The organism is Pseudomonas flavocrustae, from assembly GCF_029872515.1.
Classification (GTDB): Bacteria; Pseudomonadota; Gammaproteobacteria; order Pseudomonadales; family Pseudomonadaceae; genus Chryseomonas; species Chryseomonas aestiva.
In genome coordinates, this window is record NZ_JAPDIQ010000006.1 from 212,859 (window position 1) to 227,870 (window position 15,012).

The window sequence follows — 15,012 nt, forward strand, 5'->3', positions numbered from 1 at the left end:
AGCTCCGGGTTAGTTATTGACATGTCTACGCTGCCATATCGACCAGCATCGTGCTCACACCTATCTATTGGTGGGGGAACAAAGCGCTTCCGCTTCGCCTTGTTCATCAAAGTTGGTTACGGGCGTAATTGCTGGAGGAAATGTCAGCGTGAAGCGCGTCATTCCATTATGAGATTCGGCCTGCACCAGGCCCCGGTGAGAAATCATAATCGCGCGGACGATCGCCAACCCTAATCCACTGCCGCCTGTAGGTTGATCGCCAGCCCGGTAAAAGCGATTGAAGACATTCGATAACTCATCCGGATCTATGGGAGATCCTTGGTTTATCACAGCTGCCCATCCACCACCTTCCTCTTGCGCGCCAAGCTCTACTATCACAGCCGTTCTTGGATAAGCGTGGCGAATAGCGTTTGATAGCAGGTTCGATAGCGCACGCTGGATCATCAACTTGTCGCCCTCGACTTGAAGCTGTCCTTTGACTACTAGCTCTATTTCGCGCGCTTCGGCATAAGCCTCAAACAGGCTACAGACCTTAAGTGTCTCTTGCTCGACGGCCACTTGGCTCAGTGAGGTTAGCGGTTCGTGGCTGTCCAGACGCGCGAGGAGGAGCATGTCCGCGACAATACGGCTCAAGCGGTCCAGTTCGTCTAGGGAGTCCTCCAAGGCCTTTTGATACGTGGCCTCGTCACGCTTCCGGCTAAGTACCATCTGCGTTCGACCTATGAGGATCCCGAGCGGGGCGCGCAATTCATGGGCAACGTCGTCTGCAAAGCGGTCTAGTTGCTGCACGCCCGTATTGAGGCGCTCCAACATCGTGTTCAGCGCGATGGCTAGATCAGCTACTTCTGCAGGCAGATTGGTGTCATCCACTCGCAATGTCAGCTGCCGGGTAGTAATCGCACGGGCAGTACGGCGGAAGTGGCGTAACGGCGCAAGGCCCTGATAACCCGTCCACCACGCCGCGGCGCCAATCAGCAGTAGCAGAATCGGCAGACTTATCAAGGCTGCACGTAGGAAAGCATCCAACAAAAATCTATCACTGCTGCGGTCCTGGCTGAGCAGTAGCTGTAGTGGAGGCAGCGATGGGATGGTCAGGCTAGTCCGGATAGTTAATAGATCGTGGCCGTCATCAGAATGCCAGGCCAACGTCTGGGCGTCTGGCCAACGGCCCGGCCGTAGCTCATCGGCATAGGCATGGGAGCCAAGCCCATACAGGGGTGTGTCCTCTTCCGCCGAAAGCACGGTGACCGACAGCTCATCGTGGCCGAGCAGAGCGTCAGCTAGTACGTGCTGCCAAGGCGCTTTGGTAGGATTTGCAGGACGCTCTTCCAGGCTGTGCTGGATCTGCCCTAATTTGGCTTGCAGCTGGTCAACAGCACGCTTATCAAGCTCCCGCTCTAGAACGCTGTACACCATAACGACCAAGATGATAGCCAGCAGCAAGCCCACGCTCGTGACGATCATCCCCAGGCGCAGGGCGAGGCTCATGGGTCTCATGAACGGCGCTCCATCACGTAGCCAACGCCTCGTACTGTATGGATAAGCGCCTCCCCGAAGGGCTCATCGACCTTCATCCGCAAGCGTCGAACGGCGACTTCCACCACATTGGTGTCACAGTCGAAATTCATGTCCCAAACGCGCGAGATGATCTCGGTGCGGGAGAGCACTTCGCCCTGGCGTTGCATGAGCAGGTGAAGCAGCGCGAATTCCTTGCTGGTCAAGTCGATGCGCTGGTCCCCGCGAAACGCACGATGGCGAAAGGGATGCAGCTCAAGATCGGCCAGGTGCAGGGTATCACTGACCACTCGCGTTTCGCCGCGTCTGAGCAACGCGCGGATGCGGGCGAGCAACTCCGGAAACTCGAACGGCTTGGTCAGATAGTCGTCAGCGCCGGCGTCCAGTCCTCGGACGCGCTCGCTGGTTCGGCTCTGGCCCGTTAGGAGCATCACGCGGGTCTGCTTGCGTCGCCGCAGCAATTCCAGGACCTCCAGACCGTCCATAGTCGGCAGATTAATGTCCAGCAGGATCAGGTCGTAATCCTGCTGCAGAGCCAGATGCAGACCATCAATCCCGGTCGCGGCGCGATCAACCACATAGCCATTCTCCGTGAGGCCTTGCTGCAGATAATCCGCGGCGCGGGCTTCGTCTTCCACTATCAGTAAGCGCATCGTCTGTATCAGTCGTGTCGAGGATGTTGCGGAGGCTGAAGCCTGTAGCCGCTAGAGAGTCAAGCGATCAAGCGTGCCGGTATACCTGGACGGCGGCAACTTCCTTACAGCTTTGTAATGTTGGCGTCACCGGAGCGATAGGTGGCGCTCCCTAGAGTCGGCTCCGCTATCACGCGACGATCTCTTCGAACGTCGCGCCTTCTGCACAGGAGTCGCTGCAGTGCCGTTATCCCTTCCATGTCGATATCCCGCCCCATGGCGCCTGATGGGTCTGGCGCTGGGGCTAGGTCTGCTGCTCGCCGGCGGACCGGTCCAGGCCTCATCGCTGACCCTGGAGCAGGCGCTGGCCCAGGCCCTGCGCGACAATCCCGACTACCTGGCGGCCCGCCAGGAGACCGCCGCGGCCGCAGGTGCACGGCAGCAGGCAGGCCTCCTGCCCAACCCGGAACTCGCCTTCGAGGTCGAGGACACGCGCTCTGCCAGTCAGACGCGCAGTCTCACGCTCACCCAGCCCTTTGAACTGGGTGGCAAGCGCGCCGCCCGGGTGGCGGTGGCCGAGGCCAACGCTGGCGTGGTCAATGCGGACCTCGAGGCGCGACGCTATGCCCTCCGGGCGGACGTCATCCAGAGTTTTTACGAGTTGTTACTGGCCGCTGAAGGGGTGCGGCTCGCCGAGCAATCGCAGGCACTGGCACAGCGCAGCCTGGACAGCTCAGGGGCGCAAATTCGAGCGGGCAAGATTTCACCGGTATCGGGTACCCGCGCGGAGGTAGAACAGGTCACCCAGCGGCTGGAGCTGAGACGCGCACTGCAGCAGCGTGACAACGCGCGGGTGAGTCTTGCCCGCCAATTGGGTGTCTCCGTGACAGAGCTCGGTGAGCCGGTCGGTGACCTGGATCGTCTGCCCGCACCTCCCGGCGAAGCCCTACTGCTGCAGGCGATCCGCCAGACACCGGCGATGCTCAAGGCGCGGCGGCAGGTAGCCGCCGGGGATGCCGACGTCGATCTGCAGCGCAGCCAGCGCTATCCGGACGTGCGGGTGAGCCTGGGCAGCCAATACGACGAGCTCGAGGGGGAGCGGGTCAATCTGGTGGGCTTCTCGCTCCCGCTACCGCTCTTCGATCGCAACCAGGGCAACCTGCTCGCCGCGTCCAGTCGCGCTGACCAGGCCCGGGATATACAGCGAGCGACCGAGCTGCAGATCCAGGCCGAAACCCTGCAGGCACTGCGCGACTGGCGTAGTGCATCAGCTGACGTCGACGACTTGCGCAACCGGGTTTTGCCGGCGGGCCAGCGTACGGTCGATGACCTAACTCGCGGCTTCTCGCTGGGACGTTTTGCCCAGCTGGATGTGCTGGAAGCCCAGCGCGCCCTCATTGCCGCTAGGGGGCAGTACCTGCTCTCTCAACGTGCGCAGATCAATGCCTGGGCCCGCCTCGAACGCCTCCACGGCCCGCTCTTCACCTCCCCATGACGCTACAGATCCCGGTAATAAATCGGGTGCGGAGTTCTTGCATGACCATGACTTCATTCAGGCCGAGACTGCTGCGGCCGCTGCTGATTGCAGTAATTGGCGGTGGGCTGCCATTCAGTACCATTCAGGCGGGTACCGGTCACGACCACCCCGAACCCGCTGCCCCCCTAACGAAATCGGCAGATGCCAAGGCTGAGGCGACCCAGCCTCGCCCTGATCTGGACGAAGGCAAAGACGGCCATGACGCGAACGAGGGCGCCCATGGCGACGGCGAAGAGACGCATGCCGAAGGCGAAGTCGAGCTGAGCGCAGAGCAGATTCGAGCAGCCGGCATCGAAACCCAGGTGGTCACGCCGGTGAGCGTTGGCGCCTCTTTGAGTCTTCCGGGCGAGATTCGCTTCGATGAAGATCGTACCGCTCACGTGGTGTCCCGTACGCCCGGCGTCGTCGAGGAGGTGAAGGCGAATCTTGGAGACCGGGTGCGCAAGGGACAGGTGCTAGCAGTCATTGCCAGCGAGCAGCTTTCCGAGGTGCGCAGCGAGCTGGCGACCGCGCAGCAGCGGCTGCAACTGGCGCGCACCCTGTATGCCCGCGAGCAGAACCTCTGGCAGGAGCGGATCAGCGCCGAGCAGGATCTACTGCAGGCGCGGCAGACACTGCAGGAAGCCGAGATTGCTGTACGCAACGCCCGTCAAAAAGCACAGGCCTTGGGTGGAGCAGCCTCCGCTCAGGGCGGCAGTCGCTACCAGCTGCGCGCGCCCTTCGACGGCGTGGTGGTGGAGAAGCACCTGGTCCTGGGTGAGCGGGTGGACGAAGCCAGCAACCTCTTCACGCTCACCGACCTGTCCCGCGTCTGGGCCACGTTCGCCGTTCCTGCGCGTGACCTCGATCGAGTCACCGTTGGCCGAAAGGTGGAGGTACTCGCGGGTGAGCTGGATAGCCGCACCGAGGGCACCGTGGCGCATGTTGGCAATCTGCTGGGCGAACAGACCCGGGCGGCGACCGCGCGCGTCACCCTAGCCAATCCGGCGGGCGCCTGGCGCCCGGGTCTGTTCGTTACGGTGCGGCTCGATGACGAGCGACAGGCCAAGGTACTTGGCGTGCCCAATGGCGCCGTGCATGTCGTGGAGGATCGCACCGTGGTGTTCGTCCGGACGGCAGACGGCTTTCAGGCGACACCAGTGGTCACCGGGGTCCGGGACGGTGAGCGCACAGAGATTCGTCAGGGCTTGAGCGCCGGCCAGGTAGTGGCCGACCGCGGCAGCTTCATTCTCAAGTCGGAACTGGGCAAGGGCTCGGCCGAGCACTCCCACTAAGGGCGCATCATGTTCGAACGTATTCTTCGCTTCGCCATTGAGCAGCGCTGGTTGGTGCTGCTTGCCACGCTCGGCATCGCTGCACTCGGGATCTACAGCTATCGCCACCTGCCCATCGATGCGGTGCCGGACATCACCAACGTCCAGGTGCAGATCAATGCAGAAGTACCGGGCGCCTCGCCGCTGGAGGTCGAGCAGCGGGTCACCTATCCGCTGGAAACAGCCATGGCCGGCCTGCCGGGACTGGACCGGACCCGTTCGTTGTCGCGTTCGGGCTTTGCCCAGATCAGCGTCATTTTCGCCGATGGGACGGATCTGTACTTCGCTCGCCAGCAGGTGAGCGAGCGCCTCCAGGGTGCGCGCGAAGCCCTGCCAGAGGGTGTGGAGGTCAACCTGGGTCCGCTGTCCACGGGGCTTGGGGAAATCTTCCTCTGGACGGTGAAGGCCGCGCCCCAGGCGCGCCGCGCTGACGGCGAAGCCTATACGCTCACCGATCTGCGGGAGATCCAGGACTGGATCGTCAAACCCCAGTTGCGCACCGTGCCCGGGGTGGCGGAAGTCAACACCATTGGCGGCTATGCCAAGGAGTATCAGATCGCGCCCGATCCCAAACGGCTGGCAGGCTATCGCATCACCCTAGAGCAATTGGCGATGGCGCTCGAGCGGAACAACGCCAATGTCGGCGCCGGTTTCATCGAGCGCGCCGGGGAGCAGCTGGTGATTCGGGTACCGGGGCAGCTCGCCTCCGTCGAGGATATCGCCACCATCGTGCTCGCTACCGTGGACGGTACTCCGGTACGGATCCGGGATGTGGCCACGGTCGGGGTCGGGCAGGAGTCACGCTCCGGAGCAGCTACCGAAAATGGCGAAGAGGCGGTGCTTGGCACCGTCTTCATGCGGGTGGGTGAGAACAGCCGCGAGGTGGCCCTGGCAGTGGCCGAGCGCCTGGCGCAGATCAACCGCAACCTGCCGGAAGGCGTGCAGGCGGTCGCCGTGTACGACCGCACCACGCTAGTGGACAAGGCGATCGCTACGGTACGCAAGAATCTTGTGGAGGGTGCGCTGCTGGTCATCGCCGTGCTCTTCGTCTTCCTCGGCAATCTGCGCGCGGCGCTGATCACCGCGCTGGTGATCCCGCTGTCGATGCTCTTCACCTTCAGCGGCATGGCCGCGAATCGGGTCAGCGCCAACTTGATGAGTCTGGGTGCGCTCGACTTCGGCATCATCGTCGATGGCGCCGTGGTGATCGTGGAGAATGCCATTCGCCGGCTGGCTCATGCCCAGGAACGGCACGGTCGGGCGCTCGATCGCCGGGAGCGCTTCCAGGAAGTGTTCGCCGCCGCCCGCGAGGCGCGGAGACCCCTCATCTTCGGGCAGCTGATCATCATGGTGGTCTATCTGCCGGTGTTCGCCCTGACGGGTGTGGAAGGCAAGATGTTCCATCCCATGGCCTTTACCGTGGTGATCGCCTTGGTGGGCGCCATGCTGCTGTCCATCACCTTCGTCCCTGCGGCCGTGGCGCTGTTCGTCACGGGTCGCGTGCAGGAAAAGGACAATCGACTGATGAGCGCGGCGCGGCGCGGCTATGCCGTCGCGCTGGATGCAGCCATGCGCCGGCGGCCACTGGTGTTCGCCGGCGCTGGCCTGAGCGTGGTGCTGACGGTGCTGCTGGCGCTGCGCCTGGGCAGTGAATTCGTACCCAGCTTGAGCGAGGGTGATTTCGCGCTGCAGGCGCTAAGGGTGCCCGGTACCGGCCTGGGGCAATCGGTGGATATGCAGCAACGCCTGGAGCGCTCCATCCTGGATCAGGTACCCGAGGTGGAGCGGGTATTCGCGAGGACCGGCACCGCCGAGATCGCCGCGGATCCGATGCCGCCGAACATCTCCGACAGCTATGTGATGCTCAAGCCGCAGGCGCAGTGGCCTGATCCAGGCAAGTCTCGCGAGCAGCTGATGGCTGAGCTGGAAGCAGCGGCTGCGCGTGTACCCGGTAGCAATTACGAGCTGTCGCAACCGATCCAGCTGAGGTTCAACGAGTTGATTTCCGGGGTGCGCAGCGATGTGGCGGTCAAGGTCTTCGGCGATGACATGGCGGTGCTGAACAAGACCGCTGCGGACATCGCCAGGGTGTTGCAGAAGGTCACCGGCGCTGCCGAGGTGAAGGTGGAGCAGACCAGTGGGCTGCCGCTGCTGAGTGTGCAGATCGATCGTGAGCGAGCCGCACGCTACGGCCTCAATGTCGGCGACATCCAGGATGTGATTGCCACGGCGCTCGGCGGACGCAAGGCCGGCACGCTCTTCGAGGGCGATCGCCGCTTCGATCTGATGATCCGCCTCCCGGAAACCCTGCGCAGCGATCCGGCGGTGCTGGCGCGGTTGCCCATTCCATTGCCAGCGGTGGAAGGCCGCGTCGAGTTCATTCCCCTGGCCGATGTGGCGCGCCTGGAAACGGTGCTGGGGCCGAATCAGATCAGCCGAGAAGACGGCAAGCGCCTGGTGATCGTCAGTGCCAATGTGCGCGATCGGGACCTGGGTAGCTTCGTGGCGGATGCCACTGCCGCCATCACGGACCAGGTGCGAATTCCCGCAGGCTACTGGACCAGTTGGGGCGGCCAATTCGAGCAGTTGCAGGCCGCCGCCGCCCGCCTGCAACTCGTGGTGCCGGTGGCCTTGCTGCTGGTGTTCGTGCTGCTGTTCATGATGTTCGGCAATCTGCGCGACGGCCTCGTGGTCTTTACCGGCATTCCCTTCGCCTTGACGGGCGGGGTATTGGCGTTGTGGTTGCGGGACATTCCCTTGTCGATCTCGGCCGGTGTGGGCTTCATCGCACTGTCGGGCGTCGCAGTGCTCAATGGCTTGGTGATGGTCTCCTTCATCCGTGGCCTGCTGGAGGAGGGCAAGCCGCTGGATATCGCCGTGCGCGAGGGCGCGCTGGTCCGCCTGCGGCCGGTGCTGATGACTGCGCTGGTGGCCTCGTTGGGCTTCATTCCCATGGCCTTGGCCACCGGCACCGGGGCGGAGGTACAACGCCCGCTAGCGACCGTGGTGATCGGCGGCATCTTGTCCTCCACTGCCCTGACACTGCTGGTCTTGCCTGCGCTCTACCGCAGCGTCCTGCGCCGTCGCGAACAGCCCCCGGCAGGATGACAGGATTGTAATGCGCGGCTCATCCTGGCGTTAGCCGCGCCCCTCTAGAGTGGCTCTCATACCCACGCTGCACTCTAGAAGGAGAAACACCATGACGTTCCTTAAAATTGCCCTGTTTGCCGCCACCCTCGCCGTTGCGAACCTCAGCTATGCCGCAGACGGCAGCGAGCGCTCGATCTCGCACAACCAAGATTTCCGCGATAGCCAGGCGGCGCTCCAGCAGCATCGAGAGATGCATGAAACGCTGGCACAGGAAGGGCGTCAGCCAGATAAAGCATCCAACGTCAAAGCGACCAACTGAGACTACGCATCTGTTTGGCCGTAGACGATCGATGCCGCGCATCTGAGGCTCGAACAGAAAGCGCCATGTGGCGCTTTCTGCATACCTAAAAATATACTGCCCTGGAAAAACAGCTTCACCGGCACCACTTGCCCCCCTTTTGCCCGCGCTCCACCTCTGTTACGGCCAAATAGTAATGTCGCGATCCAGCCAGATAGAAATGTCCCGATCACGTATGGCAGCTAGCCTAGCGGCTTTGCAGCCGATGCGGAGCGATCAGGATGTCAGCCTACGAGCGGATCACGATGAGCCTACGCGAAGTCGATCGCCTCAAGGTCATCCAGGCGGTGACCGAGGGTTTCCTTACGCCCACACGCGCCGCCCAGCGCCTGCAGCTGAGTACCCGGCAGGTTCACCGCCTGGTGCAGCGTTACCGGGACGCCGGCGTTTCGGGCCTGACCTCACGTAAGCGCGGCCAGCCCAGCAATCATCAGCTGCGGCCTGGCCTTGAGCAGCGTGCCGCCGCTCTAATCCGGCAGCACTACCAGGATTTCGGTCCCACGCTTGCGGCCGAAAAGCTCGTTGAATGTCACGGCTTACGCCTGGCCAAGGAAACCGTCCGGCGCATCATGATGGATGCCGGGTTATGGACGCCGCGTCGGCAGCGACCGCCCAAGGTGTACCAGCCACGCAATCGCCGGGCCTGCCTGGGCGAGCTGATCCAGATCGATGGCAGCGATCATCGATGGTTCGAGGACCGAGCACCGGCATGCACCCTTCTGGTCTACATCGACGGCGCCACCAGTCGCCTGATGCACCTAGCCTTCACCCGCAGCGAATCGACCTTCAGCTACTTCCAGGCTACCCGGGCCTACTTGGAGCACCACGGTAAGCCCTTGGCGCTCTACAGCGACAAGGCCAGTGTGTTTCGAGTCAACAGCAAAGATGCTCAGGGTGGCGATGGCCACACGCAGTTCGCCAGGGCCATGTTCGAGCTGAACATCGATACCTTCTGCGCCAACTCCAGCCAGGCCAAGGGCCGCGTGGAGCGAGCCCATCTCACCTTGCAGGATCGCCTGGTCAAAGAATTGCGACTACGAAACATCAGCACCGTCGACGCCGCTAACGCTTATCTGCCGCTTTTCATGGCCGATTACAATCGCCGCTTCGGTAAAATTGCCCGCTCGGATTTCGATGCGCACCGGCCAGTACGCGACGACGAGGACCTGTCTCTAACCTTCACATGGCGGGAACCGCGGCGGGTATCGAAAAGCCTCACGCTGCAGTACGACAGACGTCTCTATGTCCTGCACGACACGCTGCAAGCACGAGCTTTAGCAGGCCGATACGCAGAGATCTATCACTACCCTGACGGCCGGATTGAGGTCCGTTCAGCAGGGATTCTCTTTTCCTACGAGACGTTGGATCAGTTGCCTGAGGTCAGCCAAGGCACCATCGTGGAAAACAAGCGGCTGGGCCACGTCTTGCAGGTCGCGCAGCGGATGCAAGAGCAGCGCGATAGCCGTCGGTCCCAAGCGGTACCTGGCAATCCAAAGCCAACCAAAGCGCAGCGCCAAGAGCCGCCGAAGAAGAAGGCGAAAGATTTCATGCCGGAGGATATCGTGGCTGCCCTCGATAAAAGCCGGCCTCCGAAGCGTAGCCGTCATGCGTCAGTCAATCAGCGCTGAAGGGCTCAGTGCGCTTGTAGCGGCCGGGGCCGCATACGACGTGCGCGCAATTCCAGGTCCCGACGGCCATGGGTGGCAATTGCAGGTGCGTTACAGCAAAGAGAGCCGACATTTTCCTCTCCGCTCTAGACGCGAAGTAGTAAGGGTATTTCAGTCACTCGATACGCTCAACGGGTATGCACAGGGCATTGAAATACGAGGGTTCTGGGTCGAAAGCTGACTACTTTGTAATCCTCGGCTCAGTCTACTGAAAGCTTTCCAGCGCTACCTTGTGGTCCGCGGCATGTGCCGCTGTGTTTGCCTGAGGTGCTTCGTCATGAACCTTTCTAAAGCTGTGTTCCTCGCTCTTGCTTTCACCCTTTCCTCGTCTGCTTTTGCTGAAGGGGGCGCCGATCGCGTCTTCACTCGCATGATGGACGCCCAACAAGCAGCGCAAAGCGAAAAAGCCGAGCCGAGGCTAGCCGGGATGTCTGAAGAAAAAAAGGATGAGGGCGGCAAGGTTTGCTGCTAGTGGAGCGGCCACCTAATGCTTACAGAAATGTAATCGCGCCCTACAAAGCGCTATGACATCTTTCCGCCTAATCTTCTAACTCCTGTGCACGGCGCCACTGCCGTCCTCCCTACCAGGGCCTGCTCGTATGGAATCAAGAACCTCTCGACGTACCTTCGTCAAAGGCCTCGCGGCTGCTGGCATGCTGGGGGGACTGGGCTTGTGGCGTTCTCCCAGTTGGGCAGCAGCTGGCTCAACGGCGCTCAGCACTCTGACGGGCACGGAGTTCGACCTGTCGATTGGCGAGATGCCAGTGAACATTACCGGCAAGCGTCGCACAGCGATGGTGATCAACGGCGGATTGCCAGGGCCCCTTTTGCGATGGAAGGAGGGCGACACGGTGACGCTTCGCGTGCGCAACAAGCTTGATGCGGCCACCTCGATTCACTGGCACGGCATCATCCTTCCGCCAAACATGGACGGGGTGCCGGGCCTGAGTTTCGCAGGCATTGAGCCGGGCGGGATGTACGTTTATCAATTCAAGCTCCAACAGAACGGGACCTACTGGTATCACAGCCACTCAGGCTTCCAGGAACAGGTAGGGGTCTACGGCCCCCTTGTCATCGAGGCGAAGGAGCCCGAGCCTTTCAAATACGATCGTGAGCATGTGGTGATGCTGACGGACTGGACGGATGAAGATCCGGCTTCGCTGATGCGCACGCTGAAAAAACAGTCCGACTACTACAACTTCCACAAGCGCACCGTTGGTGATTTCGTCAATGACGTGGCTGACAAGGGCTGGGCCGCGACGCTGGCGGATCGAAAGATGTGGGCTGAGATGAAGATGAACCCCACGGATCTTGCGGACGTGAGCGGTGCAACCTACACCTACCTGCTCAATGGCCAGGCTCCGAACATGAATTGGACAGGCCTGTTCCGTCCTGGTGAGAAGCTACGGCTTCGATTCATCAATGGCTCCGCCATGACGTACTTCGACATCCGTATCCCAGGCCTGAAAATGACCGTAGTAGCGTCTGATGGTCTTTACGTGAACCCGGTTGAGGTCGACGAGCTTCGTATCGCCGTGGCCGAAACCTACGATGTCATCGTCGAGCCTACAGGCGAGGCTTACACGGTCTTCGCCCAGTCAATGGATCGTACCGGCTATGCCCGCGGCACCCTTGCCGTGCGGGATGGCTTGGTGGCTCCAGTCCCTCCGCTTGATCCTCGCCCCTTGGTCACGATGGACGACATGGGTATGGGCGGTATGGACCATGGCGGCATGGACCACGGCAGCATGAAGGGTACGAATTCGGCGGCCGGTGATGATATGCAGACCATGAGCAGCATGGGAGGCAGCCCCATGCCAGCCATGGACCACAGCAAGATGTCCTCCGTACAGGGCATGGACCACAGCGCTATGGCGGGGATGGACCATGGTTCGATGTCTGGAATGGGCGGCATGACGATGCAAAGTCATCCTGCGAGTGAGAAGAACAACCCGCTGGTCGACATGCAGGCGATGACGCCTACCGCCAAATTGAATGACCCCGGCCTGGGCCTGCGTAACAACGGACGCAAGGTACTCACCTACGCCGATCTCAGAAGCACTTTTGAAGACCCTGATGGCCGCGAGCCAAGCCGTACCATCGAGCTACATCTGACAGGACACATGGAGAAGTTTGCCTGGTCCTTCGATGGGATCAAGTTCTCCGAAGCTCACCCTCTGGTTCTCAAATACGGGGAGCGTGTGAGGATCGTGCTGGTGAACGACACGATGATGACGCACCCAATTCACCTGCACGGCATGTGGAGCGACCTGGAGGACGAGGAAGGCAACTTCCTGGTTCGCAAGCACACCATCGACATGCCACCCGGATCCAAGCGTAGCTATCGCGTCACCGCCGACGCCCTGGGGCGATGGGCCTACCACTGCCATCTGCTGTACCACATGGAGATGGGTATGTTCCGCGAAGTCCGGGTAGAGGAGTGAAGCCAGTGACCGTGTTGAATCGACTCCACGTTTGTTCGCTGCTTGCAGTTACCAGCTTCACCATCGCACCGGTTTATGCCTTTGCTGCTGAAGCGGGCAGTTCTGACATGGACCACAGCCAAATGCAGGGGATGGATCACTCCAAGATGCAGGGCATGGACCACAGCCAGATGCAGGGGATGGATCACTCCAAGATGCAGGGCATGGACCACAGCCAGATGCAGGGGATGGATCACTCCAAGATGCAGGGCATGGACCACAGCCAGATGCAGGGTATGGACTCTGGAATGACCACCATGGCGCCCAGCAAGCCAGCAGCCCCCACGCAAAGCCGCACACCTATTCCGCCCATTACGGATGCCAACCGGGCGGCCGTCTATCAAAGTGGTAAAGGTCATACGGTCCATGACGATGCCCTCAACTACTTCCTGTTGTTCGATCAGCTTGAGTGGCAGAACGCTGATAACGGCAGTGTGCTGAATTGGGACGTCAATGGTTGGGTAGGGGGGGATATTGACCGGCTGTGGATTCGCTCCGAGGGGGAGCGCTCCAACGGCAAAACCGAATCCGCCGAGCTACAAGCGTTGTGGGGCCACTCCATCGGCCCGTGGTGGGACGTGGTTGGTGGCGTACGGCAGGACTTCAAACCAGGACCGTCACAGACGTGGGCCGCGTTTGGCCTCCAAGGCCTGGCCTTATACAACTTCGAGGCCGAAGCGACTGCTTTCCTCGGAGAGGGTGGCCAAACGGCGTTGAGGCTGGAGGGCGACTACGACATCCTGCTGACCAATCGCCTGATCTTGCAGCCCACCGCCGAAGCCAATTTTTACGGGCAGAACGACCCAAAACGCGGAATCGGCTCTGGCTTGTCCGAGACGGAAGTCGGAGTGCGTTTGCGGTACGAAATCTACCGAGAGTTCGCCCCGTACATTGGTGTCAGCTGGAACCGCTCCTATGGCAACACTGCCGATTTTGCCCGGGAGGAAGGGGAAGACCGCAGCGAAGCCCGACTGGTCCTGGGTGTACGTATGTGGTTCTAACCAGACACCAAATCTCATTCCCCACGAACGCCCCTTGGGCTGTAGGAGTTCGCATGTTCAATCGTGCACCTTTCATAACGCTCTTAGCCGCTGGAATGCTGTTTAGCGTCCTGGCTCAAGCCCATCCCAAGCTGGTGTCTTCGACGCCTGCCGAAGGAGCTGAAGGCGCCGCCCCGGCAAAGATCGAGCTGCACTTTTCTGAAAACCTGGTCACTCAGTTTTCCGGCGCGAAACTGGTCATGACGGCGATGCCTGGTATGGAGCATCCGCCGATGGCGGTCAAGGCGGCTGTTTCGGGTGGCAGTGATCCGAAGACCATGGTCATCGCACCTGCCTCGCCGTTGACGGCCGGCACCTACAAGGTCGATTGGCGGGCAGTGTCATCAGATACCCACCCCATCACCGGTAGCGTGACATTCAAGGTCAAGTAAGTATGGAAGATCCGTTCAGCATCGGACTTCGCTTCGCGTTGTATGCCGATTTGATGATGCTGTTCGGGCTGGCGCTCTTCGGCCTTTATAGTTTGCGTGGCCCTGAGCGCCGCTCGGGCATGGTATTGCCGTTCTTGCCTCTGCTGGCTACAAGCGCGGCGACGGGCCTCTTGCTCTCGGTCGTGTCCATGGTGCAAATGGCCAAGGCTATGAGCGGGGTTGAGGAATGGGGCGAGGCCATACCGCATGTTGAGATGATGATCGCCGAGACGGAGCTTGGCACCGCCTGGCTTATCCGTATGGCCGCCCTCGTGGCCGCTGCTGTGGCCATTGCCTTCAATCCTCGTTGGCCATTGGCGAGCCTGCTCGTGGTTTCGCTGCTGGCAGGCGTGGCGCTGGCCACGCTGGCGTGGACTGGGCACGGCGCTATGGACGAAGGCTTGCGCCGCTTCTGGCACTTCAGCGCAGACATTCTCCACCTGTGGGCCAGTGGTGGCTGGTTCGGCGCGCTGGTGGCTTTTGCCCTATTGCTGCGGCCCAGCAAATCGGAAACGCAGGCATCAGTCCAGATCCTCTCGCGCACGCTTACCGGCTTTGAGCGAGCCGGTGCGGTGATCGTGGTGCTGATCGTCTTCACGGGTGTGATGAACTATCTGCTCATCGTCGGACCCCAAATCACGGGTCTGGCACAAAGCACCTATGGCCTGCTGCTGCTGGTCAAACTGGGCCTTTTCGTCGTGATGATCGGGCTGGCTTCGGCCAACCGCTTTCTCTTGAGCCCGGCATTGGAGCAAGCAGTCCACCAAGGCGATTACACGCGTGCGGCACGGTCTATCCGTTACAGCATGGCACTGGAGCTAGGCTCCGCCATTTTGGTGCTAGGACTGATTGCTTGGCTTGGTACGCTGTCTCCCGAGATGGAAGCGGGGAAGTAAGTTTGCCTGGCCCCGTCGTGCCGTCTCGCCAAGATCGTGTCCCCGAGGGT

The 15,012-nt window shown here is 61.3% G+C and carries 12 protein-coding genes; 10 read left to right on the forward strand and 2 right to left on the reverse strand.

Annotation, left to right across the window (positions count from 1 at the left end):
* Positions 1 to 60: 60 nt before the first annotated feature.
* Together OMP44_RS15035 and OMP44_RS15040 are read right to left on the reverse strand one after the other, a co-directional pair.
* Positions 61 to 1,488, reverse strand: coding sequence for a heavy metal sensor histidine kinase (locus OMP44_RS15035; RefSeq protein ID WP_169887035.1), 1,428 nt, complete (start codon positions 1,486 to 1,488; stop codon positions 61 to 63).
* Between the two features lie 5 nt (positions 1,489 to 1,493).
* A complete protein-coding gene (locus tag OMP44_RS15040; RefSeq protein ID WP_007162511.1) occupies positions 1,494 to 2,168 on the reverse strand; it encodes a heavy metal response regulator transcription factor in 675 nt (224 codons plus the stop codon).
* 265 nt (positions 2,169 to 2,433) lie between these two features.
* Here OMP44_RS15040 and OMP44_RS15045 point away from each other — a divergent pair, with 265 nt between their 5' ends.
* The 10 genes from OMP44_RS15045 to copD all read left to right on the forward strand — a co-directional run bounded on the left by OMP44_RS15045 (position 2,434) and on the right by copD (position 14,962).
* A complete protein-coding gene (locus OMP44_RS15045; RefSeq protein WP_280309341.1) occupies positions 2,434 to 3,642 on the forward strand; it encodes a TolC family protein in 1,209 nt (402 codons plus the stop codon).
* A gap of 47 nt (positions 3,643 to 3,689) precedes the next feature.
* Positions 3,690 to 4,958: an efflux RND transporter periplasmic adaptor subunit gene (locus OMP44_RS15050; RefSeq protein WP_371099833.1), complete on the forward strand. Its 1,269-nt coding sequence runs from the start codon at positions 3,690 to 3,692 to the stop codon at positions 4,956 to 4,958.
* Positions 4,959 to 4,967: 9 nt separating this feature from the next.
* Complete coding sequence (locus tag OMP44_RS15055; protein WP_280309345.1) at positions 4,968 to 8,105, forward strand: CusA/CzcA family heavy metal efflux RND transporter; 3,138 nt, start codon at positions 4,968 to 4,970, stop codon at positions 8,103 to 8,105.
* Between the two features lie 91 nt (positions 8,106 to 8,196).
* The gene (locus OMP44_RS15060) at positions 8,197 to 8,406 is read left to right on the forward strand and encodes a hypothetical protein (RefSeq protein ID WP_007162516.1); all 210 of its coding nucleotides are present in this window, start codon (positions 8,197 to 8,199) and stop codon (positions 8,404 to 8,406) included.
* A gap of 260 nt (positions 8,407 to 8,666) precedes the next feature.
* Positions 8,667 to 10,073 carry an ISNCY family transposase gene (locus OMP44_RS15065; RefSeq protein ID WP_280309349.1) on the forward strand — a complete coding sequence of 469 codons (1,407 nt, stop codon included), beginning with the start codon at positions 8,667 to 8,669 and terminating at the stop codon, positions 10,071 to 10,073.
* A gap of 316 nt (positions 10,074 to 10,389) precedes the next feature.
* Complete coding sequence (locus OMP44_RS15070; protein ID WP_007162445.1) at positions 10,390 to 10,584, forward strand: co-regulatory protein PtrA N-terminal domain-containing protein; 195 nt, start codon at positions 10,390 to 10,392, stop codon at positions 10,582 to 10,584.
* Positions 10,585 to 10,711: 127 nt separating this feature from the next.
* On the forward strand, positions 10,712 to 12,556 hold the full coding sequence (locus tag OMP44_RS15075) for a copper resistance system multicopper oxidase (RefSeq protein ID WP_044340849.1): 1,845 nt from the start codon (positions 10,712 to 10,714) through the stop codon (positions 12,554 to 12,556).
* A 5-nt stretch (positions 12,557 to 12,561) separates the two neighbouring features.
* Positions 12,562 to 13,596, forward strand: a complete 1,035-nt coding sequence (locus OMP44_RS15080) for a copper resistance protein B (protein WP_144959389.1) — start codon at positions 12,562 to 12,564, stop codon at positions 13,594 to 13,596.
* 53 nt (positions 13,597 to 13,649) lie between these two features.
* A complete protein-coding gene (gene copC / locus OMP44_RS15085) occupies positions 13,650 to 14,027 on the forward strand; it encodes a copper resistance system chaperone CopC (RefSeq protein ID WP_044340848.1) in 378 nt (125 codons plus the stop codon).
* Between the two features lie 2 nt (positions 14,028 to 14,029).
* On the forward strand, positions 14,030 to 14,962 hold the full coding sequence (copD, locus tag OMP44_RS15090) for a copper homeostasis membrane protein CopD (RefSeq protein ID WP_044340847.1): 933 nt from the start codon (positions 14,030 to 14,032) through the stop codon (positions 14,960 to 14,962).
* Positions 14,963 to 15,012 lie beyond the last annotated feature (50 nt).